The sequence below is a fragment of the Gordonia sp. NPDC003950 genome (assembly GCF_053605205.1).
Map to the genome: position 1 here is coordinate 49,340 of NZ_JBSGIT010000024.1, position 20,559 is coordinate 69,898.

General features: G+C 68.2%; 20 protein-coding genes and 1 pseudogene. 7 read left to right on the forward strand and 14 right to left on the reverse strand.

Translation table 11 applies throughout. The annotated features are described in order from the left end of the window. Positions 1–21: 21 nt before the first annotated feature. The 4 genes from ACWETB_RS19295 to ACWETB_RS19310 form a co-directional block, all read right to left on the reverse strand. On the reverse strand, positions 22–534 hold the full coding sequence (locus ACWETB_RS19295) for a hypothetical protein (protein WP_348805596.1): 513 nt from the start codon (positions 532–534) through the stop codon (positions 22–24). A gap of 68 nt (positions 535–602) precedes the next feature. Continuing rightward, complete coding sequence (locus ACWETB_RS19300; protein ID WP_348805598.1) at positions 603–1,229, reverse strand: hypothetical protein; 627 nt, start codon at positions 1,227–1,229, stop codon at positions 603–605. Further along, positions 1,226–1,744, reverse strand: a complete 519-nt coding sequence (locus ACWETB_RS19305; RefSeq protein ID WP_348805599.1) for a hypothetical protein — start codon at positions 1,742–1,744, stop codon at positions 1,226–1,228. The genes ACWETB_RS19300 and ACWETB_RS19305 overlap by 4 nt, the downstream gene beginning before the upstream one ends. After that, positions 1,741–2,331, reverse strand: a complete 591-nt coding sequence (locus ACWETB_RS19310) for a hypothetical protein (protein WP_452212978.1) — start codon at positions 2,329–2,331, stop codon at positions 1,741–1,743. Before ACWETB_RS19310 ends, ACWETB_RS19305 begins: the two co-directional genes overlap by 4 nt. Positions 2,332–2,495: 164 nt before the next feature. Here ACWETB_RS19310 and ACWETB_RS19315 point away from each other — a divergent pair. Both ACWETB_RS19315 and ACWETB_RS19320 read left to right on the forward strand, forming a co-directional pair. Further along, positions 2,496–3,941 (forward strand): annotated as a pseudogene (locus ACWETB_RS19315) (amino acid permease); the annotation flags it as partial. A 498-nt stretch (positions 3,942–4,439) separates the two neighbouring features. Continuing rightward, complete coding sequence (locus ACWETB_RS19320) at positions 4,440–5,324, forward strand: universal stress protein (protein ID WP_452212980.1); 885 nt, start codon at positions 4,440–4,442, stop codon at positions 5,322–5,324. An 18-nt stretch (positions 5,325–5,342) separates the two neighbouring features. Here ACWETB_RS19320 and ACWETB_RS19325 read toward each other — a convergent pair whose 3' ends face one another. The 4 genes from ACWETB_RS19325 to ACWETB_RS19340 form a co-directional block, all read right to left on the reverse strand. Then, the gene (locus tag ACWETB_RS19325) at positions 5,343–6,203 is read right to left on the reverse strand and encodes an SDR family oxidoreductase (protein ID WP_348805603.1); all 861 of its coding nucleotides are present in this window, start codon (positions 6,201–6,203) and stop codon (positions 5,343–5,345) included. Positions 6,204–6,264: 61 nt separating this feature from the next. After that, entirely contained in the window at positions 6,265–6,879 is a 615-nt protein-coding gene (locus ACWETB_RS19330; protein WP_348805605.1) for a TetR/AcrR family transcriptional regulator, read from the reverse strand. Positions 6,880–6,881: 2 nt separating this feature from the next. Next, positions 6,882–8,234 (reverse strand): cytochrome P450, encoded by a 1,353-nt coding sequence (locus ACWETB_RS19335; RefSeq protein WP_452212983.1) that lies wholly within the window; start codon positions 8,232–8,234, stop codon positions 6,882–6,884. 73 nt (positions 8,235–8,307) lie between these two features. Then, positions 8,308–9,327 carry an o-succinylbenzoate synthase gene (locus ACWETB_RS19340; protein WP_348805648.1) on the reverse strand — a complete coding sequence of 340 codons (1,020 nt, stop codon included), beginning with the start codon at positions 9,325–9,327 and terminating at the stop codon, positions 8,308–8,310. Positions 9,328–9,421: 94 nt separating this feature from the next. Here ACWETB_RS19340 and ACWETB_RS19345 point away from each other — a divergent pair, with 94 nt between their 5' ends. Next, complete coding sequence (locus ACWETB_RS19345; protein WP_348805609.1) at positions 9,422–10,354, forward strand: oxygenase MpaB family protein; 933 nt, start codon at positions 9,422–9,424, stop codon at positions 10,352–10,354. A 283-nt stretch (positions 10,355–10,637) separates the two neighbouring features. Here ACWETB_RS19345 and ACWETB_RS19350 read toward each other — a convergent pair whose 3' ends face one another. Genes ACWETB_RS19350 through ACWETB_RS19360 form a run of 3 tightly spaced genes read right to left on the reverse strand, consistent with a single transcriptional unit; the run spans position 10,638 to position 15,230 of the window. Beyond that, on the reverse strand, positions 10,638–11,408 hold the full coding sequence (locus ACWETB_RS19350) for an alpha/beta fold hydrolase (protein WP_348805611.1): 771 nt from the start codon (positions 11,406–11,408) through the stop codon (positions 10,638–10,640). Positions 11,409–11,452: 44 nt separating this feature from the next. Further along, complete coding sequence (locus ACWETB_RS19355) at positions 11,453–13,651, reverse strand: WD40 repeat domain-containing protein (RefSeq protein ID WP_452212986.1); 2,199 nt, start codon at positions 13,649–13,651, stop codon at positions 11,453–11,455. Next, on the reverse strand, positions 13,575–15,230 hold the full coding sequence (locus tag ACWETB_RS19360) for a helix-turn-helix domain-containing protein (RefSeq protein ID WP_452212988.1): 1,656 nt from the start codon (positions 15,228–15,230) through the stop codon (positions 13,575–13,577). Before ACWETB_RS19360 ends, ACWETB_RS19355 begins: the two co-directional genes overlap by 77 nt. 261 nt (positions 15,231–15,491) lie before the next feature. Here ACWETB_RS19360 and ACWETB_RS19365 point away from each other — a divergent pair, with 261 nt between their 5' ends. Beyond that, positions 15,492–15,755: a response regulator transcription factor gene (locus ACWETB_RS19365; protein ID WP_348805649.1), complete on the forward strand. Its 264-nt coding sequence runs from the start codon at positions 15,492–15,494 to the stop codon at positions 15,753–15,755. Positions 15,756–15,900: 145 nt separating this feature from the next. On the opposite strand, the gene ACWETB_RS19370 is transcribed toward ACWETB_RS19365, so the two are convergent. The 3 genes from ACWETB_RS19370 to ACWETB_RS19380 all read right to left on the reverse strand — a co-directional run bounded on the left by ACWETB_RS19370 (position 15,901) and on the right by ACWETB_RS19380 (position 18,127). Further along, complete coding sequence (locus ACWETB_RS19370; protein ID WP_452213005.1) at positions 15,901–16,782, reverse strand: alpha/beta hydrolase; 882 nt, start codon at positions 16,780–16,782, stop codon at positions 15,901–15,903. A 218-nt stretch (positions 16,783–17,000) separates the two neighbouring features. Beyond that, the gene (locus ACWETB_RS19375) at positions 17,001–17,873 is read right to left on the reverse strand and encodes an SHOCT domain-containing protein (RefSeq protein WP_449741287.1); all 873 of its coding nucleotides are present in this window, start codon (positions 17,871–17,873) and stop codon (positions 17,001–17,003) included. Positions 17,874–17,989: 116 nt separating this feature from the next. Then, positions 17,990–18,127, reverse strand: a complete 138-nt coding sequence (locus ACWETB_RS19380) for a hypothetical protein (RefSeq protein ID WP_449741288.1) — start codon at positions 18,125–18,127, stop codon at positions 17,990–17,992. Positions 18,128–18,302: 175 nt separating this feature from the next. On the opposite strand from ACWETB_RS19380, the gene ACWETB_RS19385 reads away from it, so the two are divergent. The 3 genes from ACWETB_RS19385 to ACWETB_RS19395 are packed head-to-tail and all read left to right on the forward strand — an operon-like array spanning position 18,303 to position 20,480. After that, on the forward strand, positions 18,303–19,265 hold the full coding sequence (locus tag ACWETB_RS19385; RefSeq protein ID WP_449741289.1) for a TIGR04222 domain-containing membrane protein: 963 nt from the start codon (positions 18,303–18,305) through the stop codon (positions 19,263–19,265). After that, complete coding sequence (locus ACWETB_RS19390; RefSeq protein WP_452212991.1) at positions 19,258–20,118, forward strand: DUF692 domain-containing protein; 861 nt, start codon at positions 19,258–19,260, stop codon at positions 20,116–20,118. Before ACWETB_RS19385 ends, ACWETB_RS19390 begins: the two co-directional genes overlap by 8 nt. Then, complete coding sequence (locus ACWETB_RS19395) at positions 20,115–20,480, forward strand: hypothetical protein (RefSeq protein ID WP_449741291.1); 366 nt, start codon at positions 20,115–20,117, stop codon at positions 20,478–20,480. Before ACWETB_RS19390 ends, ACWETB_RS19395 begins: the two co-directional genes overlap by 4 nt. Positions 20,481–20,559 lie beyond the last annotated feature (79 nt).

The following is a 20,559-nucleotide window of genomic DNA, read 5'->3' on the forward strand; positions in this document are numbered from 1 at the left end:
TCTGTTCGGGTTCACACAGGATCAACGGGTGATGTCACCGACGGAGTGCAGGTCGGCCATCCGCCAGGTTCCGTCCACCTTAGACATGACCATCCAATATTCGGAAGGTGTATGCCCGCCGTACGGTGTCGTCGAGCCGGGTGTGGGCGTCCCCGACGACGAATCGGGCACGGTCACGACCTGATCGACGAAGGCGAGCACTCGGGCCCGGTCACGCTCATAGCTGCTGACCGCGACACCGACGACGGTCACCGACATCGTCACCGACGCGGCGAGGGCACCGGGCAGAACGACGTCGACACCGACGGCGTCGTAGCGCCCGAGAAGCGGATCGGCGAGCTGCCGACGCACCGCCGGGACATCGGACGCCACCCCGTCGGTGACGGTCATCAGCGCGGTGAGTGCCGCCGCTGCGGCCCGCCGGATGTCGTCGCGCTGGGCGTCGTCGGGTCGCGGCGCGGTGCTCACGGCGACGACCGCGCTCACCGCGGCAACGACGAGCGCGATCACGACGGTGACCACGCAGCCCGTCATGATCCGCCTGCCTCGCCGGGACAGTCGTGTGGTGCGCACCAGGGGTCGTATCCGTCCCCGCCGGCCGATCACGCCACCACCGCCGAATCCACCAGCCAACCATCCGCACCGCGAATCATGCTCAACCGCAGAGTGACCCGATCGGCGTCGGGGTCACCGCCGACGAGTTGCGGATCGGAGGCCTGCGCCACCAGCAGGACCTCGGCCCGTGTCCCGGTGTCGTCCGAGTCGGGATCGGTGACCAGGCCCGACGAGATCACCCGGCCCGTGCTCGCCACCGGCTGCGCGGCCACCGCCGCCGCGAGGGCTCTCGCCGACCGCTCGACCCGGTCGCGCTGCGGGCCCGAACTCAGCGCGAGCACCGCATTCACGTAGGTCTCCGCGTGCGCCGGATCGGCGCTGAGCATGGTGGTCGTCGCCGAGCCGGCCGCGGTCAGCACCGCGTCATCGGTGGCCGCGCGGCCATCGGCACGATGATCGAGGGTCGCATACACGATGGTCGTGATCGCCAGCGCCACCGCGACAAGCACGGCGAGAATCATGCCGTATCGGAACATCCGCGATCGCCGGCGCGCGCGGGCGCGCAGGTCGTCGGCCGCCGCGATGCGTGCGAGGCGCGCGGTGCGGGTGGCCGCGACGACCCGGTCGGCGGCCCGGGAGACCCGCACGGACTGCGTCGTATCCTTCGGGGTCACTGCACCACCTCCACCGACGTGAGCAGCCAACGCCCGTCACGCGATGCGAAATCGGCACGGACACTGCTGTGTTCGGTGATCTCGACACCCTGATCGGGGCGTGTGGTCACGCTCGCACGGATCAGGGTTGCTCCGCGCTCGGTACCGACGTCGACCAGTGCGACGGCCTCGGCCCGCCAGCGCACGGCGGCAACACCCGACGCCGGTGGCCGTTGTAGTTGCGCAGCATAGGAATTCGCGAAGTCCCCGGCGATCATCGATCGGGCCCGGGCCCGATCGGATTGCCAGTGTGCGGCGTCGACGGAGAACACCGCGGCGACGATGTCGCCGGCCTGGGCACGCAGGGTGGTGCGGTTGTCGGCGACGGCCGCGTCCTCGGAGTACGCCCGCACCTCCCGGATCACCGATGCGGTCAACACCAGCAGGATCATCAGTGCCACCCCGGCCGACACCAGTGCGACGGTCGGCGAGATGACACCGTCGCCACGCGATCGAGCTGCCGAAATCCACTTCATGGAAGGTATTGCACCGCCGCCACTTTGAGTCGACCGGCGTCTTCGGCCACGCCGATCCGCAGCCGGAAACGGCGATCGGCGTCGGCCTGCCCGTCGCGGCGATATCCCACCGTCGCCGCCACCAGCACCGTCGCCGACGACGCGGTCCGGGTGGCCACCCCGGTGCCGTCGATCGTAGCGGCGGCGACGGTGCCGGTGCGCCGCACGAAGGCGGTGTAGGCATCCGCCGATTGCGCGAACTCGTCGTAGAATCCACCGGTGGCGTCGTCGAGAATCTCGCGAACCCGTTGTGGCGCAGTGGCATCGGGACTGAGCAGCAGATCCACCACTCGAGACGCCGTGGCCTCGAAGTCGTCGTCGGTGTAGGCGTCGGCGGCCCGAACCCAGGCCACCACACCAACCGTTGCGGCGATCAGCGCGGTGATCACGGCGAGCGCCGCACAGATCCACCACCACCGTGGGGCTCGAGCGCCGAGGCCGGCGTCGCGTTGGGCATCGGCGAGATCGTCGAGCGCACGACGCAGTTCCCGGCGTGCCTCGCGGTCACGCCGAATACGCGTCGTCGGCATCGCCGGTCCGCCTTCCATGGCCGTCCGCCTTCTGTGGCCCACCAACTCCCGTTGGCGGGCGCAACCCACCCTAGCCGGACCGACCGGAACGGTTGACAACCGTTCCCGAATCCGTTCATTGCGCTGCGCATTCTCCGCATACGCCGCAGAATTGACGCACCACCTGACCGGGAGCGCCGACGATGACACAACCACAGCAGTCGATGTTGACCACCTTGTTCCGACGGAAGCCCGTCCAGGGCGAGGGCGCGCCGGGTACGGCTGAGGGCGAGGCACACCTCGAGCGCAGTATCGGCACCTTTCAGCTGACCCTGTTCGGGGTCGGCGCGACCGTCGGCACCGGTATCTTCTTCGTCCTGCCGGAGGCGGTTCCCGACGCCGGCCCGGCCGTCATCATCTCGTTCCTGATCGCGGGCATCGCCGCCGGACTGGCCGCCATCTGCTACGGCGAGATGGCCTCGTCGGTACCGGTCTCCGGTTCCAGCTACTCCTACTCGTATGCGACGCTCGGCGAACTCGTCTCCATCGGCGTGGGCGCCTGCCTGCTGCTCGAGTACGGCGTCTCCGCGGCGGCCACCGCGGTCGGCTGGAGTGGCTATCTGAACAAGTTGCTGGACAACCTGTTCGGGTTCCAGTTCCCGAACTTCTTGTCGCAGTCACCCTTTCCCGATTCCGGCGACCCGGGGTGGTTCAACCTCCCGGCGGCCATTCTGGTCACGCTGTGCTGCCTGCTGCTCATCCGTGGAGCCAGTGAATCCGCGCGCACCAACACCATCATGGTGTGCATCAAGCTCTTCGTCCTGATGCTGTTCGCCGCCATCGGTTTCACCGCATTCCAGGCCGACCACTTCGCGGATTTCGCACCCTTCGGAGCTGCCGGTATCACCGCCGCGGCCGGCGCCATCTTCTTCTCCTTCATCGGCCTGGACGCGGTTTCCACCGCGGGCGACGAGGTCAAGAACCCGCAGAAAGCCATGCCGCGCGCCATCATCGGCGCTCTCATCGTGGTCATCACGGTGTATCTGCTCGTCGCCATCTCGGGCATCGGGGCCCAGGCCTGGCCCAAGTTCGCCAGCCCCGAACAGCAGGACGCCGGCCTGGCGGTGATCGTCGAGGACATCACACACTCCACCTGGCCGGGCACCGTGCTGGCCGCCGGCGCGGTGATCTCGATCTTCTCGGTCACCCTGGTGGTCATCTACGGTCAGACCCGCATCCTCTTCGCGATGGGCCGAGATGGGCTACTGCCCAAGGCCTTCTCGCAGGTCAATCAGAAGACGATGACCCCGGTGTGGAACACCGTCATCGTGTCGGTGGTCGTGGGCATCCTCGCCGGCCTGCTGCCCATCGGCAAACTCATCGACATGGTGTCCATCGGCACACTGGTCGCCTTCATGGTGGTCAGTGCCGGGGTGATCATCCTGCGCAACACCATGCCCGACCTGGAACGCACCTTCAAGGTGCCCGGCTATCCGGTCACCCCCATCCTGTCGATCGCGGCATGCCTGTGGATTCTGTCCGGGCTGCACCTGGTCACCTATCTGGCGTTCGCGGCGTGGGTGCTGGTGTTCGTAGCGTTCTACCTGCTGTGGGGCCGCCGCAACAGCAGGCTCAACGACCTCACGCCGGAGGAACTGGCGGTCGGTGAGGGTACGCCGCTGTCCTCGAGGTTCAAGGCGGCGGCCGCGGTGGTCGCCGCACTGCTGCTGGGCTTCTTCGTATTCGGTGCCTGGTACAACCACCAGGATCGCAGCGAGGCGAGCGCCCCGCTGACCGATGCCACCGCACTGTTGAGTGATTACTTCACCGCCATCGGCGACCAGAGCTGGGAGGACGCCACCGCCCTCGCCTGCCCGGGCAGCCCGGCGGCAACCCTGGTGGATCAACTCCGACAAGGCTCGACGACCACCGTCCTGGGCACCACCGTGTACAACGGTTCGAGCGTCAGTCTCGAGGGCATTCCCGCCGACAAGGGCGACGACAACTACTCGGCCTCGTTCACCATCGCCCAGGACACCGGGGACTCCGGGCAGTACCCACCCGAGGACACCATGACCGCCGAGGTCGATCTCGACGCGGAGAGCCCCTGCGTGATCTCCGTCGGCAAGAAGTGAGGTGAGGTTTCCGTGACCATCCTCGTCGGCTACGCCCAGGGCGAAGGCGGTACCGGCGGCGTGCAACTCGGCGCGATGTTCGCCGAGGCCGCCGGAACCGACCTGGAGGTGGCAACCGTCGTCCCCAAACCGTGGACCACACCGTCGATGGCGAAGGTCGACGCCGAGTTCGCGGCGTGGACCGATCAGATCGTCACCGCGGCCCGCAACGAGGTCGCCGAGTACATGGAGATCTATCCGCCGGACCTGCGGTGGACGTTCACCCGACTCGATCACCGGACGGCGTCGGCGGCGCTGATCGCCCGGGCACAGGAGTCGTCGGCGGACGTGTTGGTGATCAGCTCCACCAGCGAAGGTCAGCTCGGCCAGATCGTCATCGGTTCCACCGGCGACGCGCTGCTGCACAAATCCCCGGTTCCGGTGGCCATCGCACCCCGCGGATACCGCTCCCCCAGGGACGGGCAACTCACCCGGATCACCGTGGCGATCTCCGGATCGGGCGCCGAGGCGCAGGCGGTGCTCACCCGCGCCCGAGAGGCCTGGGAGAGCACCCGGGTTCCGTTGCGGGTGGTCACCTTTGCCGTTCGCGGCGGCGCGATGTATCCCCCGTTGGTGGGCCTGTCCACCGAGAGCGCGGTACTGGACGTGTGGAAGGCGCAGTCCGAACGCGACCATCAGACACTCATCGACGAGGGAGCGATCCCGTCCGGGGTCGAGTGCGTCGTCGCCTCCGGCCGCGGTTGGCGTCAGGCCTTCGATTCCATCGACTGGCTCGACGGCGAAGTACTGGTGGTCGGCTCCACCCGCGAAGGTGTTCTGGCGCAGGTGTTCATCGGGTCGCGGTCGGCCAAGTTGATCCGCCACTCGTCGGTGCCGGTGGTGGTGCTGCCCCGGTAGTGGCCGGTGGTGGTCCGTTCAGCGACGCATGCGGGCGTCGTAGTCGGCGCGGCCGGCGGCGTCGATGTCGATGAAGACGCGGTCGAGTCCGGTGCGTCGCCGGGTCAGGCGCTTGAGTGCCTGGGGGAACACGGGATTGGCGTCGACCCAGCGCATCGACCGCGGCGCGGCGACCCGGGTCCGCGGTTCGGCAATCACCCCGACGACCGCCGCGGCCACCACACCCGGCTCGACGGTCTGGATGTAGCGGTTGGTCTGCAGGCCGGAGATGAGGCCGGTGCGGGTGAATGTCGGCATCACCGTGCTCACCCGGACGCCGTCGGTGGAGAGCTCGGCGTCGAGCGCCTCGGAGAATTCGATGACGCCGGATTTTGCGGCGTTGTAGATGGCCAGCCCGGGCATCGGCAGGCGACCGGCGACGGAGGCGATGTTGACGATCTGCCCGGAGCGCCGGGTCACCATCCGTGCCGCCGCGATCTGACTGCCGAGGATCACCCCGACCAGGTCGATGTCGAAGGTCCGCCGGATGAGAGCCTCGTCGAAGTCCAGGAAGGAGCCGACCGGCATGATGCCGGCGTTGTTCACCAGGACGTCGACGGGTCCGAGTCGCTGTTCCACCTCGTCGAGGAACGCGGTGAAGCTCGCCCCGTCGGTCACGTCCACCTCGATGCCCTCGACGCCGAGGTCGGCGGCGGCCTTGCCGAGCACCTCGCCGTCGATGTCACCGATGGCCACCCGTGCACCGGCGGCGAGAAGCTGTGTGGCGGTTTCGAAGCCGATTCCCCGGGCACCGCCGGTGATCGCGATGACCTTGTCGGACAGTCGATCCCGAATCGCCTGCGGATCGGTGTTGCCGAATGGTCGGGTGCGGCTGGTCATGCGGAGTCCCCCTCGGTGCGGTCGGTATGTCGTGGTCGAACGTGATCGGCACAGGGCCGGATCACCAGATCATCGGTGCCAGGAACTTCTCGGCGAACGCTCGCACCCGATCCGGTTCGCGGCGGGACTCATCAGTCGCAGGTGTCTCGAGGAACGAAATGACCAGGCGCACATGAATTTCCACCGCCTCGAGAAGGTCTTCGTCGGGCATCTGCGCCCCCGCCGAGCGGAGCGTCGACGCGACCCGGCCGGTCGCGATGTCGATGAACAGCGCCGTCACCGTTCCGGTGATGGGCGCCATGTCGTGGTCGGTCAACACGAGCCGCCGCATCAGCGGGTCGTCGGAGATCATCGCCGCACCCGCCGCGAAGGCCTCCACGACTGCTTCCTTCGGTCCCAGCCCGCGCACCGCGGAGTCCAGCTGCACCATCCCGTTCTCGTACAGTTCCTCCGCCACGCCGATCAGCAGTGCTTCCTTGTTGGGGAACCGCCGGTAAAGGGTGGAGCGGGAGACACCGGCCCGGCGCGCGACTTCGTCGACGTTGGCCCGCCGCACTCCCACCTCGGTGAACTCGGCGGCAGCGGCGGCGAGGATGGCCGCATTCTGATCGGCGGGACTGTCGGTGTTGCGGACCTTACGCCGGCGCACGGTCTCCGCTGCGACGTCGGCATCCATCGTCATCGTCCCGCCGCCGAGAGCCGTCGCATCGTCACCGGCAGTTTGTCCTTGGGCACCGGTAGCGCGCTGTAGTCCATCGGCATCTCATAGCCGCCGGGCACCGACCACTCATACCCCCGCAGCAGGTGATGCATGATCGTCTTGATCTCCATCTGCCCAAAGTACAGACCGATGCATTTGTGGACACCCGCTCCGAACGGGATCCACGCCATCCGATGCGACTTGTCCTCGGCCCGCTCCGGACCGAACCGGTCCGGGTCGAAGGTGTCGGGATCGGAATACAGTTCCGGGTCGCGGTGATTGGTCAGTTGCGGAATGGAGACGATTGTCCCCTTGGGGACGAAGAACCCCTGCACCGAGGTGTCCTTGACCGCCATCCGGGGTTGTGCCGGAACCGGCGGGCACAACCGCAGCGACTCCTTCATCACCCGGTCCAGCACGTCGAGTCGGGCGAGGTCGTCGTAGCCGAGGTGCCCATCGAGTTCCTGCGATTGCGCTCGCGCGGCCTCCTGCCATGTCGGCGCGGCCGCCATCCGGTAGGCCATCTGCGACATCGTGATCGTCGAGGTGTCGTGGGCGGCCATCAACACGAAGATCATGTGATTGACGACATCCTCGTCGCTGAACCGATGTCCCTCATCGCTTTCGGCGTGACAGAGCACAGAGAAGAGGTCGGGGGTGGCCCGCGCACGTTTGGCCGGGATCTGCTCGAAGAAGAACTCCTCGAGAACCTTCCTGCTGCGCAACCCTTTCCACCATCGGCCACCCGGAACCGGTGCGCGCACATAGGCGACCCCGGCGCGCACGGTGTCGATGAAGGCCTTGTTCAGGCGCTCGGCGCGATCCCGGGACAGTTCGACGCCGAGGAACACCTCGAGCGCGACATCGAGTGTCAGGGACTTGAATTCGTCGAGCATCAACACCCGGCCGGTCGGGAATCGGCCCATCGCGTCGGCGATCAGCGGGGACATCTCCTGCATGTAGCCTTTGAGCGCGGCAGGCGTGAACGCCTCTTGCATGATGTGCCGATGGTGGCGATGTTCCTCGAAGTCGAGCAGCATCACACCGCGATTGAAGAACGGGCCGATGAAGTAACTCCATGCCGGGCCGCTGGCGAAGGCGCGGTCCTTGTTCATCAGGACCTCACCGGCGGCATCGGCTCCGGCGGCGGTCACCGTCTGGATACCGAGGGCGTTCAGGCCGGACACCGGTCCGAGTTCGGCACGTCGGGCCGCACCGTAGGCGAACGGATCGCGGCGCATCGCCATGATCTCCAGGATGCCGTTGCGCTGCACGCGCGGAACGGCGGTGAGCCCACTTCCGGCGGGCGCCGGTGCAACGATCGCGCTCACGGTTTTCCCTTTCGTCGACGATGCCGATGTGGGTCGACACACAGCCAATTGGAACAGATCATCTCATGTGTTCCTAGGAAACGGAATCATCGGGCCGGGACCGCGCCGCGCTCAGAACGGCATGACACCGCCTCAGACGCGCACACCACCACGCGCGGCGTTCGTCGTCGGCGAGTGTCGCGGCATCGGGGTTCTCGAGGTCGCCGCGAACGAGGTCGTCGGGGCCGAACCACGTCGGCGTCAACGCGCCGGCAACGGGCGTGAACGGCGGCGCGACGTCATGGGTGAACAGGGATCCCGTGCCGAGCCCGCAGGCCAGATCGAGCCGCCGCAGGGCCGCCGCCGCCGCGACCCCGGCCGTCATCCCGACCGCGGAATCCAGAGCGCTGGAGATGACGACGGGTAATCCGATCTGCTGCGCGAGGCGCAGCACCGATCGCATCCCGCCCAGCGGCGCCACCTTCATGACGGCGACGTCGGCGGCGTCGGCGGCACGCACCCGCATCGGGTCGGAGGCCCTGCGGATCGACTCGTCGGCGGCGATGGGTACGTCGACGGCGCGGCGTACTGCGGCCAGTTCCTCCACCGTCGCGCAGGGTTGCTCGGCGTATTCCAGGTCGCCGATCGCGCGCAGGGCGCGGATCGCCTCATCCACCGACCACTTCCCGTTGGCGTCGACGCGGACTCGTGGGACCACCGCCCGCGTCGCGGCCACCCGGGCGACGTCGTCGTCCAGCGATTGCCCGGGTTCGGCCACCTTCACCTTCGCGGTGGTGGCTCCGGGATATCGGGCCAGGATGGCGGCCACCTCGTCGGCGGCGACGGCCGGCACCGTCGCGTTCACCGGCACGCGATCCCGGACCTGTTCGGGCGGGCCGAGGTAGGCGGCCTCGATCCCGGCGGCCAGCCACGCGGCCGACTCGACGTCGTCGTATTCGACGAACGGTGCGAACTCACCCCAGCCGGCCGGCCCGCAGAAGATCAGCACCTCGCGTGCGGTGATGCCCCGGAACCGGGTGCGCATCGGCAGACGCACCACCATCGCCGATTCGAGCAGTTCGGCCACCGGCGGCAGCGACGTCGGCGACGACATGGGACTCACCGGACTCTCCTCTCGGGACGTGGACGACAAGAACGACTTTGAAACAGATCTGGAAAACCGTCTCTTCATGGGTTATCGTCCTGTCATGACAGTCAACCAGGGCTTCGACGAGGCGATCCGCGAGGCGGAGCCCGTCATCGACGAGACAGACCTGGACGACGCGCTGCCCACCCCGCGTCTCGGCGCGGACTCACTCATCTGGAAGTTCTACGGCGACAGCCGCGGCATCCTGGGCTTCCAACGCCTCGCCGGCACCGAGAACTGCATCGAACAGCTCGGGCAGGCCGTGTTGGACCATTCGGTGATCTTCAACGATTTCCTTGGTCGCGCGCGGCGGACCGGCCCGCCGGTGATGCGCACCGTCTACAGCCTCGAACCTGCCAAGTGGGGCCGCACGGTCCGCGACTTCCACCGCGACATCAAGGGCACCATCAGCGACGGATCGCGGTATCACGCACTGAATCCGGAGCTGTTCTACTGGGCGCACGCCACCTTCGTCGACCAGGTCCTCTACATCACCGACACCTTCATCCGACGACTCTCGCAGGCCGAGAAGGAACAGATCTTCGAGGAGAGCAAGGTCTGGTACGAGTTGTATGGTGTCAGCGCCCGCAGTCAACCACAGACCTACGCCGAATTCTGTGCGTACTGGGACGACATGCTCGAGCGGTTCGTTCCGCACAAGACCATCGTCTACGCGACCGGCTACATCCGCCAGGGACTCCCGGCACCCAAGCGCATCCCGAAACCGGTGTGGAAGGTGATCTCGGCGCCGCTGAACGCCTTTATCCGCACCGTCATCGTCGGCACACTGCCCCAGCAGATGCGCGAGGTGTGCGATCTCGAATGGGATGACAAGCGAGAGAAGCGCTTCCAGCGATTCGCCGCACTCATGCGGGCGGCCAATCCGGTGGTCAACCGGCTGCCACTGAAGTCGCTGTACGTGCCGTGGGCGTATGAGGCGTGGCAGCAGGTGGGTGTGGATCCGCGGCCACTACACAACAAGCCGGCTGCGTAGACCTCGCCGGCCGGCGGTATTCACACGGCTGGGCCGTAGGGGATCGGGATGCCCGGGCCGCCGGAACGTTTCCCAGGGCGGGGTCCATTCGGCCGTCGGGCAGGCCGGGCAGCCCGCCCAGCCGCGACGCGACGCCCGGGACTCCTTGCGCAGGAATCAGTCTGACCGACGGGACGCGCCAGGGCACTCGGCGCGGCGGCGTGGTCTCCCAGGCCGATCTCGGCCACGCACTCGGCGAACTCCCCCACGCTCCGGGACGCAGCATCCCAGCGCTCGCCCGAACTCATCGGTGCGTCGCCCCTGCGTCGAGGAATCCCCCTGCCACCCGGGCGAAGTCGGCCTTACGGTCGCGATGCACACTGTGCCCGGCATCGATCACCTCGAACCGCGCATTCGGCAGGGTGTCGGCGACCGTCCGAAGATGCTGCGGCGGAAGGAAACTACGGGTTCCGCCAGAGATGATCAACGTGCGAGCCGAGACCCCCGGCAGCCGATCCCACCATCGGGGTTGTGCCACCGCGAATTCGGCACCGACCTGCTCGCCGACGGCGCGGTCGAACCGCACCACCGGCATCGGATTGAGCAACAACGAACCGATGCCACGCAGCCGTTCCCCGAGGCCCGCGCCGACGACGATCTTCTCGTCGAGATCGGCCTGATCGCGCGGCATCGGCGGCAATTCCTCGAGGACCATCGACCCGACGCGATCCGGCTGCGCCATCGCCAGCCGCAGCGCCGTCTGCGCACCCAGTGAATGGGCCACCACGTCGACGCGCGGCACATCGAGTTCGTCGAGGATGAATCCGAGATCGTCGGCGAAGGTGTCGAGACCGTACTGGTCGGCCCGCCCACTGCGACCGTGCCCGCGCAGATCCACCGCCACGACCGACCGTCCCGCTCGCCGCAACGCCGCCGCGAATGACCGCCAGGTGCCGTGATCACCGCCCATCCCGTGGACCAGCAGGACCGGCGGACGGCGATCGGCCGTGCCCCCGGCCGCGGCCACAGCCAACGCCAGGTCACCGGATTGCGTGGCACGGTGCAGCAGTCGCATCGCGCCCAAGCTACCAGCGAGTGCGAACCACCGCGCACACCCCTTCAGTCACACGGGGCCCGGTACGCCATCCCCGGGACGTTGATCTCCCACTCGTCCGGGGTGATCTGGGCACCCTCGCGGGCACATTGCGCGCCGATGAGCTGATCGGGACCCAGTGTCCACGACTCGATCACGCCGCCCTCCCCGGCTGCCAGGATCCGGTTCCCGGAGACGAACCGGACGTCGTACACCCGACCGGGAAAGGACCGCAGAACCACCTCGGGTGTACCCCCGTCGTCGAGATTCCACACCCAGATCTCCGAGTTCCCGCCACCGGCGATCACGCGGTTGCCGTCGGAGGAGAATCCGGCGCTGTAGAGCTGCCCGGCCGGCCCCGACAGCCGGGCCACCGTGTGCGGTGAGTTCGGGTCGGAGATGTCGGCGACGACGACGTCACGTTCCTCCGAGGTGGCGACCAGCCTCCTGCCATCGGGACTGAACCGCACCGCCAGCGCGGCCCCGTCGAAGGTGATCGGATCGGGATGGGCGTGGGGCGCTCGGGGATTGGTGACGTCGTAGGTCTTCACCGCCCCGGTGGACGTGGCCACCGCCAGGGTGCGTCCGTCCGGGCTCAGCGACGTCCACCACACGCCACCGCCGATGTCGATCCGCGCGGCGACGGTGGGAGCCGACCGGTTCGACGCGTCGATGACGGTCAGGAAGGTGCTGTCGGTGCCGCCGGTGACGGCCACTCCGGAGACCTCGCTGTAGTCGACGGTCTCGTTGAGGGTCTGCTGCGCGTCGACGGAACCGACGATCCGTGCATGCGCCGGATCCGACATGTCGGCGAACTGCACCGTCCCGGTGACGGTTCCCATCGTCGCGATCTGACCCGAGGGCGACATCGTCACGGCCCCCGAGTAGACCACTCCCGCGGGCGGAACGAGGTCGGGTCCGGCCCGTTCCAGGCCGCCCGCACCGACGCGCCACTGGGTGATCCGGCCGTCGATCCCGGTGTCGGCGGCGAGCAACCGGGTGGCATTCCCGTTCACCGGGATCTGATACACGCTGTTGGTGCCGACGAGCGTGGCATTCGAGGTCGGTGGCCAATCCTGCACGCGCCCATCATCACTGGAGGAGATGATGTGGTCACCGGCATAACTCACCGACACCGGGTTCGACGATCCGTTCAAGATCTGGGGCGGCAGCGTCGGATTGGTCAGGTCGAAGACGCGAACGGTGTTGTCGGCACCCGCACCGGCAACCCGGGTGCCCGCGGCGTTGACGGCCACCGCGGTGACATAGCTATCGAACCCGCCGAGCGATGCGACATCTCTCGGTGCGGCGAGATCGGTGACGTCGATGACCTCGATGACCCGACTTCGCAGCGCGGCAAGCAGTCTCGATCCGTCCGGGGTGAAGGTGATCCCCTGCGCGAGTTCGTTGTCCCGCCACGCGTCCAACGCAATCTCGCCGGTCGGCAGGAGGGAATCCCCGTCGATGCGCCACAGGTCGATCCGTTTGTTGGCGCTGCTGGTCGCGAGCACCCGCCCGTCGGGGCGGAATGCCGCCGCACCGGCAACCCCGGAGACTTTGTCCGGCAACGTCACCGGTTGCCAGCGGTCGGCCGCACGCACCCATGCCTGCACTCCGACATCGCGGACCGAGGCCACCACGAACCGGCCGTCGGGGCTGACGGTGAGCGCGTTGACGTCGCCGCGGACCCCAGGAAAGTCGATGCCCCGCAACGGATGTTGCGGATCGGACACGTCCCACGCGGTCAGCGTGCCCCGCCCGCCGAGGAGCAGCGTCGAGGTGCCCGGCAGGAATGCCACACCGCCGAGCCGCCCGCCTCCGCCGGGTGCCCGGAAGTCGGCGAGCTGGTGCTCGATCCCCGCGTCGGACACGCTGAAGATCCGAACCTGGCCACCACCGCCGGCGGCGGCCAGCGTCCCCGACCGCGCCAGCAACACCGACCCGGCCTCACCGAGGAACCGCGCCGGCACCGGATGAGCGGACGCATCGATGAGCCGCGATCGCGCCTCCAGCGTCGGGGAGGTCTGGTACGCCACCATGGCCAGCTGCGCGGACAGGGACGGATCCCGCTCGGCGAGGACGGTTGATTGCACCGCGAGTTGACGGCTCAACGCCTGGTTGGTGGCCAGTTGCGCCTGCTCCCGCTGATCACGAATGTGCAGGCCCGCGGCGGCCGCCGCGACGGCGGCCAGGACGGCGACGACACCGAAGACACCGGCGGCCACCGCGAATCGGCGCAACTGCCGGGTGCGCCGGAACTCCCGACGCTCCTGGGCCGCGAGGCGGGCCGGCCTCCAGGAAGTCCCGGCTCGACCTGTCCAGTGACACCGCGTCGTCGGCCAGCGGACGGAAGAGTTCCAGGCGTGCACGCACCGGAAGCAGATCATCGGGACGACCGTGGGCCTCCCACGGCTCCACCAGCGACCGCAGCCGACGCCGCAACAGCAGCCGTTCACGGTCGGCGTCGATCCAGCCCAGCAGGCGAGGCCACGCCGTCAACAACGCCTCGTGGGCGACCTGCGCGTGCGTCGAAGAGACGGTCACCAGCCGGGCCGCGGCGAAGGTGTCGAGGACCCGCGCGGTCGCCGGATCCGGGTCATCCCCATCGGCACCGAGCCCGCAGAGCGTGACGGTCCGCCGCGTCACCGTGTCCTCGTCGACGTTGATCATCTCCAGCAGGACGTGCCGCGCATGAATCCGATCGGTCTCGCTCAGGGAGTCGTACACCGACTCCGCGGTCTGCTCCACCGCGCCGGAGATCCGCCCGGTCGACAGGTAGTCGCCGACGGTGAGCCTGCGCTTGTCGGATTTCTCCCACGTCGAACGCAAGGCGTGCGACATCAGGGGCAGCACACCCGCACCGGCATCACCGGTCGGTGCGACGTCGTCGAGGAGCATCGTCACGAGGTCGTCGTCGATGGCCAGACCGGCGATCTCGGCCGGCGCCACGATCGCCTCGCGGAGCTCGTCGAGGGTCATCGGAGGTACCAGGATCTGCGAGTCGGCGAGAACCGGGGCGAGCGACGGACTGGCCGCCGCGCGACCGTAGAAGTCGGCACGCAGCACGCCGACCATCACCGAGCGGCGGTCGCGGAAGGATGAATCCAGTCGCTCGACGAAGTGGCGACGGACCTCGATGCTGCTCTGTGTCCAGAGTTCCTCGAGCTGATCGACGACCAGCAGGACCGGCCCGCCGTCGGTGGCCGGCGGCAACTCGGCGAGAGCCTCGTCGAGCGCGGCGACGGGATCGTTGCCCGGGACCATCAGCGCCGCATGCCACTGGGTCAGCTCCCCGTCGGCCCCGACCCACGGCAGCAGCCCGGCGCGCACCAGAGACGACTTGCCGACACCGGAGGCACCGACGACGACGACCGCCGACAACCACTGGCCCGACCCGGCAGGCGCGGTGTCGGGCAGTCGAGCACGCACTATGGCCACCAACCTGTCGACGAGTGCACCACGGCCGAAGTACCACGCACCGTCCTCGGCGGTGAACGACGCGAATCCCCGATACGGCGCGACCGTCGACGCCTTACGCCGCTGCCGTCGCGACGATCGTTCGGCGGCGGCCCACCACCGCGCCACATCGTCGGGATCGGTGACCCCGCAGGCCGCCAGCACCCGCTCGAACATGTCCCGGCTGGCGCGCGTCGGTGCATGTTGCCCGGCGAACCAGCCGGCGACCGTTCCCAGCAGGGCGTCGGCCTCGGCGGCGACGTCGCGGACGCTGAGTCCGGACTGCTCACGCAGCCCCGTCAACGCCCGGCCCAGCTCGTCGCGGGTCGAAACGGCGTCCGGCCCCATCGCTTGCGAACGTCCTCTCATCGTCGGCGCTCGTTCGTATTCGCGCAGGTCAACGTATCGACAAATGTATCGACTTACCGCGAACGGCGGTTTCGCGGCGTCGGTTGTCGGTGACCACGGTGAGGATCACCTACAACAGGGATTACCACACCTCACGTCGTTGCCGCTTGGGTCGGGTCAGGCACGTCGCATCACAAGGAGCTCGACATCACCACCCACGACACCCCCCGATCCACCGACCGACCCGGGCACAACGTCCACATCCGTCACCTCTACGCGGTCGAGCGGGCCGACCCGGTCCGGCCGCGGCTGTCCCGTCGGGAGATCGAGGTCCTGACCGCCTGGCTGCGCGCCGAGTCTAAGCAGGAAGCCGCCGCGGCACTGTTCATCAGTGTCTCGACGGTCAGCACCCACGTCGCGCGCATCCGCACCAAGTACGACAACGTCGGACGGGCCGCCACCACCAAGTCGGCGTTGTTCGCCCGCGCAATCCAGGACGGCTACGCCTCGCTCGACGATTGGTGAACCGCTTCACACGGCACCGTCGACGACGCGGTACCGACCCTCGTCGTTCGAGGTCCGGTGCCGCGTCGTCGACGGTGTGCCGCAACGCAGCCGCTCATCGTTTCCGTTCCAGGTGCCGCATCCCCTGTCGGCACCTGGTCCACGATCAGCGGTCCCTGAACCATCCGGCGTTCTTCGCCCGCCAGACCATGTCTTCCCAGTAGCCCCACGTGTGTGTCCCCACGTTGGGGAAGTCCGTCGTGATCGGGATGCCCTGCAGACTCGCGGCCACCTCGAAGGCCCGTGACTGCGCGAGGGACACCATCTCCAGGGGAGTGCCCTTCACCGAGTTGACCGCATCGGTGTTATAGGGCCCCCAGGTCGCCGATCCGGCGGCCACCCGGATCTTCATGCCACGCATCCTCGGCAACTGCACCAGGGCGTCGTTCTTGCCCCACCGCTCGTTCCACGGCGGTCCCCACATCGAATCGGCGTCGAACGGACCGACCCCCGCCTCGACGCCGGCGTCGATCAGCGCCAGCCGGATGGCCTCCCGCATCGTCGGCGCGGACAGGTTCACATATCCCGACATCGAGAAGACGTGGGAGATGCGCGCCCGGTGGTAGGCGCCGTAGATCATCGCCGATCCGCCGCCCATGGAGATGCCCATGATCGCGTACTTGCGCCACGCACCGACCGCCAGGCCACGCGCGTCGAGGGCCGCCACGATCCGGTCCAGCCGGCAGGTCCACATGTAGCGGTAGCGGACCTTGTTGCCGGGGCTGGCCTTCTCCCAGTTGGTGTAGAAGCTGGCCAGACCGCCGACCGGTTCCACGACGTTGACGCCGGAATTGGCCAGGCGCTGAATCCGGGTCTCGTGCCGCCACCCGCTCATGTCGCTGGTCGCGCGGAGACCGTCCAGGGCGATGACCGTCTTGTAGTTGCCGGCCCGGCTCCAGATGTCGACGGGACTCGCGGGCATGCCGCATCCGCCGACGCTGATCCGGTTGAAGGTCGACGCCTCCGCGTCGCCGACACCGCCGGCCATGGTCACCGCCACGGCCGCAAGAGCGATGACCGCAGCCACTATTCGTCGGCCCCTACGTTTGTGGACCGACCGCCTCAGAACTGAACGCACCGCCGAACATTAAGCCGCCCCTCACCCCGACGACCAGGGCTGTGACCATGCGGCGCCGACATTGAGATCGGTCAGTTACCCAAGTGGCAATTGTGACTGAATGTTACTAGTGTGACTCCTGAGGTATCTCAGAGTGCGTCAATGACCCGTTTACGCGCCGCAGCGTACTCCTCGTCCGTGATGACGCCGCGCCCGCGCAGAGCGTCGAGTTCGGCGAGACGCTGCTCGGGACCGCGCGCCGGAGGCGGCGCAGTCAACAGCGAGGGCGTTGTGCCGACCGGCCGACTTCCGCTCGGCGTCACCGGAGCCGACGATCGCATCACCACGTCCATCACCTCCCGGCGTGCCACCGGATCGCTCCGTAGGTCGACCGAGCCCTGCACCGTGATGCCGTGACGGTGCAAGATCGCGACGATCTCGGTCAGCGCATCGACGTTGCCGGTGAGATCGTAGGTGCGACCGTCGGCGCTGGAGGAGAACACCGCGGGTACCGTTCCGGCGAGCAGTGCCGATCCCTGCCAGTCGACCTCGATGTCCTGGGTCTCGGGGTCGACGAGCACCGCGAGGCGACGGGCGTGCAGCAGGGGTTGCTGGTACATCGGCACCCGGGCGGTGATGACCTTGTCGAAGGCGACCACGCCACGACCCTCGACCCGTAATCCGAGCCGCATCAGCGGTTGATCGTTGACGGTGACGTGGGTCTGCTCGATGGACCGGATGTGGGCCACCGCGACGACCCCGCTCGCCCGGAGTCGGGTGGCCCGGACCCGCGACCGCGACACCGCCGTGGACACCACGACCGCGATGACGACGTCGAGGATGGTGATGCCCAGACCCGACCACAGCATCCATCCGGTGTCCGGTTCGTCGATCACGAAGTACATGAGCAGAAAGATCGGCCCGACGATGCCGCACACCATGACGAACAGGAAGGTCGGCAGGAACGTGCGCAGATAGCTCGGAAATCTCGGCCCGGTCCCCTCGACGCCGAACATCGACATGCGGCCCAGCCTACGCCCGGCTCCACGATTCTGAGAGATTCCGGTGGAAACGGTCACGAAACGGCCGCGAACGCCATCCCGGTGTGGTGAATCCGCCGATCGTCCCGATACTGAGATCACCTGACGGACAACGTCTCCCACGCGGAGACGGCACACGACACCGAGGAGGTGGCCAGAAGATGAATTGCCAACCCGCCGACACCGAGTTCGGCCATCATCAGGCCCCCGGTGTCGCGGCCCGCAGCGTCACCCACGTCTGACCTCTGTTCACGTAACACGCTGCGCACCAACCACATTGATCTGCCCGACCTCGTCGATCGACAGGTCCGTTCGCCGGCCTGAACCCGTGACGTGATTGCCGGCGTGATCCTGCCCCGAGGCGGCGTCGCCGCCCGGCCCTGCCCCCTACCCGAAAAGCGGTGCACTCTCATGACCCGACCCGATACCTGGGGTATCCCCGGTCCCACCTTCCTGGCGATCTACGCGATCGTCGCCGCGACGGCCGTGTGCGTCGTCGTGATTCGCCGACGGCCGGCAGAGCTCACCCGCGTCGACACCGACGACCTCACTGCCGCGCATGTCGGCATGCTCATCTCCGACGATCGGGCCGTCCTCGCCGCCGTCACCCAGCTGCGGGTGACCGGCCTGATCGACTCCACCGGGCGAGCGACCCGCCGGCTCGGCGAGACCGACAAGGCGGACCACGACACTTTCGTCCGCGCGGTGCACCTCCGTCTACCCCGGACGACGACCGCCCCGGTGCGCGACGCGGCGATCGCCCTGCGGGAGCTGCGTTTCACGATGGCACAGCAGGGCCTGCTGTACTCCCGGCCCCGTGCACTCGGGATCGGCATCCTCACTCCCGCAATCCTTCTCGGCGCGGCGCGGATGGTGTCCGGCGCGGCCAACCGCAAGCCGATAGGCTACCTCGCACTGATGGTGGCCTGCCTCGTCGCGGTGGCCACGTACTGCCTGATCCGCCCGCGTCGCCTCACCGCCCAGGGAGCGGCGACACTGTCGGCCCACCGCCGGGCGAACACCCTTCTCGAGCCACGATGGCGACCGGCCCTGACCACCATGGGGGTGCGTCACTGTGCGCTTGCCACAGCGCTTTTCGGCGTCGAGGCGATGTCGCTGGTGGACGCACGACTGGCCGCGAACCCGGCCGCGTTCCCGGCGACCACCGCACCGCGACCGACCATCACCCACGTTGCACCCGCCCCGGCACAGCGGAGAGCCCACCGGCGCACCACCAGTTGGGGATTCCTCGGCAATGGCGGCGGCTCCGACGGTGGCGGATTCTTCGGATGCGGTGGCGGTTCCAGCAGTTGTGGTGGCGGCAGCAGTAGTTCGAGCAGTTGCGGTGGTGGTGGAGGTGGTTGCGGTGGCTGACCGACAGAACCTGGCGCTGAACCCACATCCGATCGGCGGCGTCGGTATCGGCTGGCGGCCCGAGATCGCCGCCGTCGTCGCCGACCTTCCCGGCCTGCGATTCTGCGAGGTGATCGCCGAGACGGTCGCCCACATCGACATCGATCCGCTTGTGGCACTTTCTATCCCGGTGATCCCACACGGTGTGGGATTGTCGTTGGGTGGCGCCGAACCGGTATTGGATGGACGTATTGCGGTGTTGGCCGATGCCGCAGCGCGGCTGCGCTCCCCGCTGGTGAGCGAGCACATCGCCTTCGTCCGCGCCGGTGGCCTCGAGGCCGGGCACCTGCTGCCCGTTCCCCGCACCCGCGAGGCGCTGGACATGCTGTGTGCCAACATCGTCCGCACCCAGGCGAGCCTCCCGGTGCCACTGGCGGTGGAGAACATAGCAGCCTTGTTCTCCTGGCCCGAGGACGAGTACACCGAAGGGGAATTCGTGTCCGAGATCATCGAACGCACCGGGGTGTACCTCCTCCTCGATGTCGCCAATGTGTATGCGTGCGCGCTCAATTCGGGAGTCGACCCGGCGACGGAGCTGGCCCGGATTCCGACCGAACGCATCGCATACTGTCATGTTGCCGGCGGATCGTCGGACGGGACGGTGTATCACGACACCCACACCGACCCCGTCCCGGCACCCGTCCTCGACCTCGTCGCCCGGATCGCCGCGACCGGGCGTGCCCCGGCGTTCATGCTCGAACGTGACGGCGCCTATCCCCCGGCGCGGGAACTGCTCACCGAGTTGGACGCGATCGCCGATGCCGCCGGGATGGACCGGGTCACCGTGGGCAGCGGCTGGTGGGCGGCGTCGTGAGCGCCGACGGCCGCCGTACGCTCGCCGAACGTCAGGAGGAGTTGGTGCGCGCCCTCGTGGCGGGCGGCGCCGCACCCGAGGGCATCGATGCGGCTCGTCTGCGGATCACCGAGGAGGCGTTGCTGCGCAAACGGGCCGGCGAGGTGGCGCGCCGGCTGCCGCTGGCCCGGGCCGAACTGGGATGCCGGTTCGGTGAGCTGTTCGTCGAGTGGGCGCGGGGCCGGCCCCGACGGCCGGGAGACGAGGAGGCGGGTGCGTTCACCGAGCACCTGATCGCCGTCGGCGCCTGGGTGCCACCGGCGGTGGCCGGTCGCCGGCGGCGATTGTTCCTGAGTCGACCGCTCCGCAGCCGGCGAAGCTGAGTAAACGAAGCTGAGTAAACACTGAGGAAGATTTCCCGAATCTCGGCAATCCGCCACCGCGACGGTGGCACACTGACGG

Coding starts and splice junctions, on each gene's coding strand:
- ACWETB_RS19310 (WP_452212978.1), bottom strand. CDS start 2,331: ATGGAAGGCGGACCGGCGATGCCGACGACGCGTATTCGGCGTGACCGC.
- ACWETB_RS19295 (WP_348805596.1), bottom strand. CDS start 534: ATGACGGGCTGCGTGGTCACCGTCGTGATCGCGCTCGTCGTTGCCGCG.
- ACWETB_RS19370 (WP_452213005.1), bottom strand. CDS start 16,782: ATGGCCGGCGGTGTCGGCGACGCGGAGGCGTCGACCTTCAACCGGATC.
- ACWETB_RS19330 (WP_348805605.1), bottom strand. CDS start 6,879: ATGGATGCCGACGTCGCAGCGGAGACCGTGCGCCGGCGTAAGGTCCGC.
- ACWETB_RS19305 (WP_348805599.1), bottom strand. CDS start 1,744: ATGAAGTGGATTTCGGCAGCTCGATCGCGTGGCGACGGTGTCATCTCG.
- ACWETB_RS19350 (WP_348805611.1), bottom strand. CDS start 11,408: ATGCGACTGCTGCACCGTGCCACGCAATCCGGTGACCTGGCGTTGGCT.
- ACWETB_RS19340 (WP_348805648.1), bottom strand. CDS start 9,327: ATGTCGTCGCCGACGTCGCTGCCGCCGGTGGCCGAACTGCTCGAATCG.
- ACWETB_RS19345 (WP_348805609.1), top strand. CDS start 9,422: ATGACAGTCAACCAGGGCTTCGACGAGGCGATCCGCGAGGCGGAGCCC.
- ACWETB_RS19360 (WP_452212988.1), bottom strand. CDS start 15,230: ATGGGGCCGGACGCCGTTTCGACCCGCGACGAGCTGGGCCGGGCGTTG.
- ACWETB_RS19325 (WP_348805603.1), bottom strand. CDS start 6,203: ATGACCAGCCGCACCCGACCATTCGGCAACACCGATCCGCAGGCGATT.
- ACWETB_RS19375 (WP_449741287.1), bottom strand. CDS start 17,873: ATGTCGATGTTCGGCGTCGAGGGGACCGGGCCGAGATTTCCGAGCTAT.
- ACWETB_RS19385 (WP_449741289.1), top strand. CDS start 18,303: ATGACCCGACCCGATACCTGGGGTATCCCCGGTCCCACCTTCCTGGCG.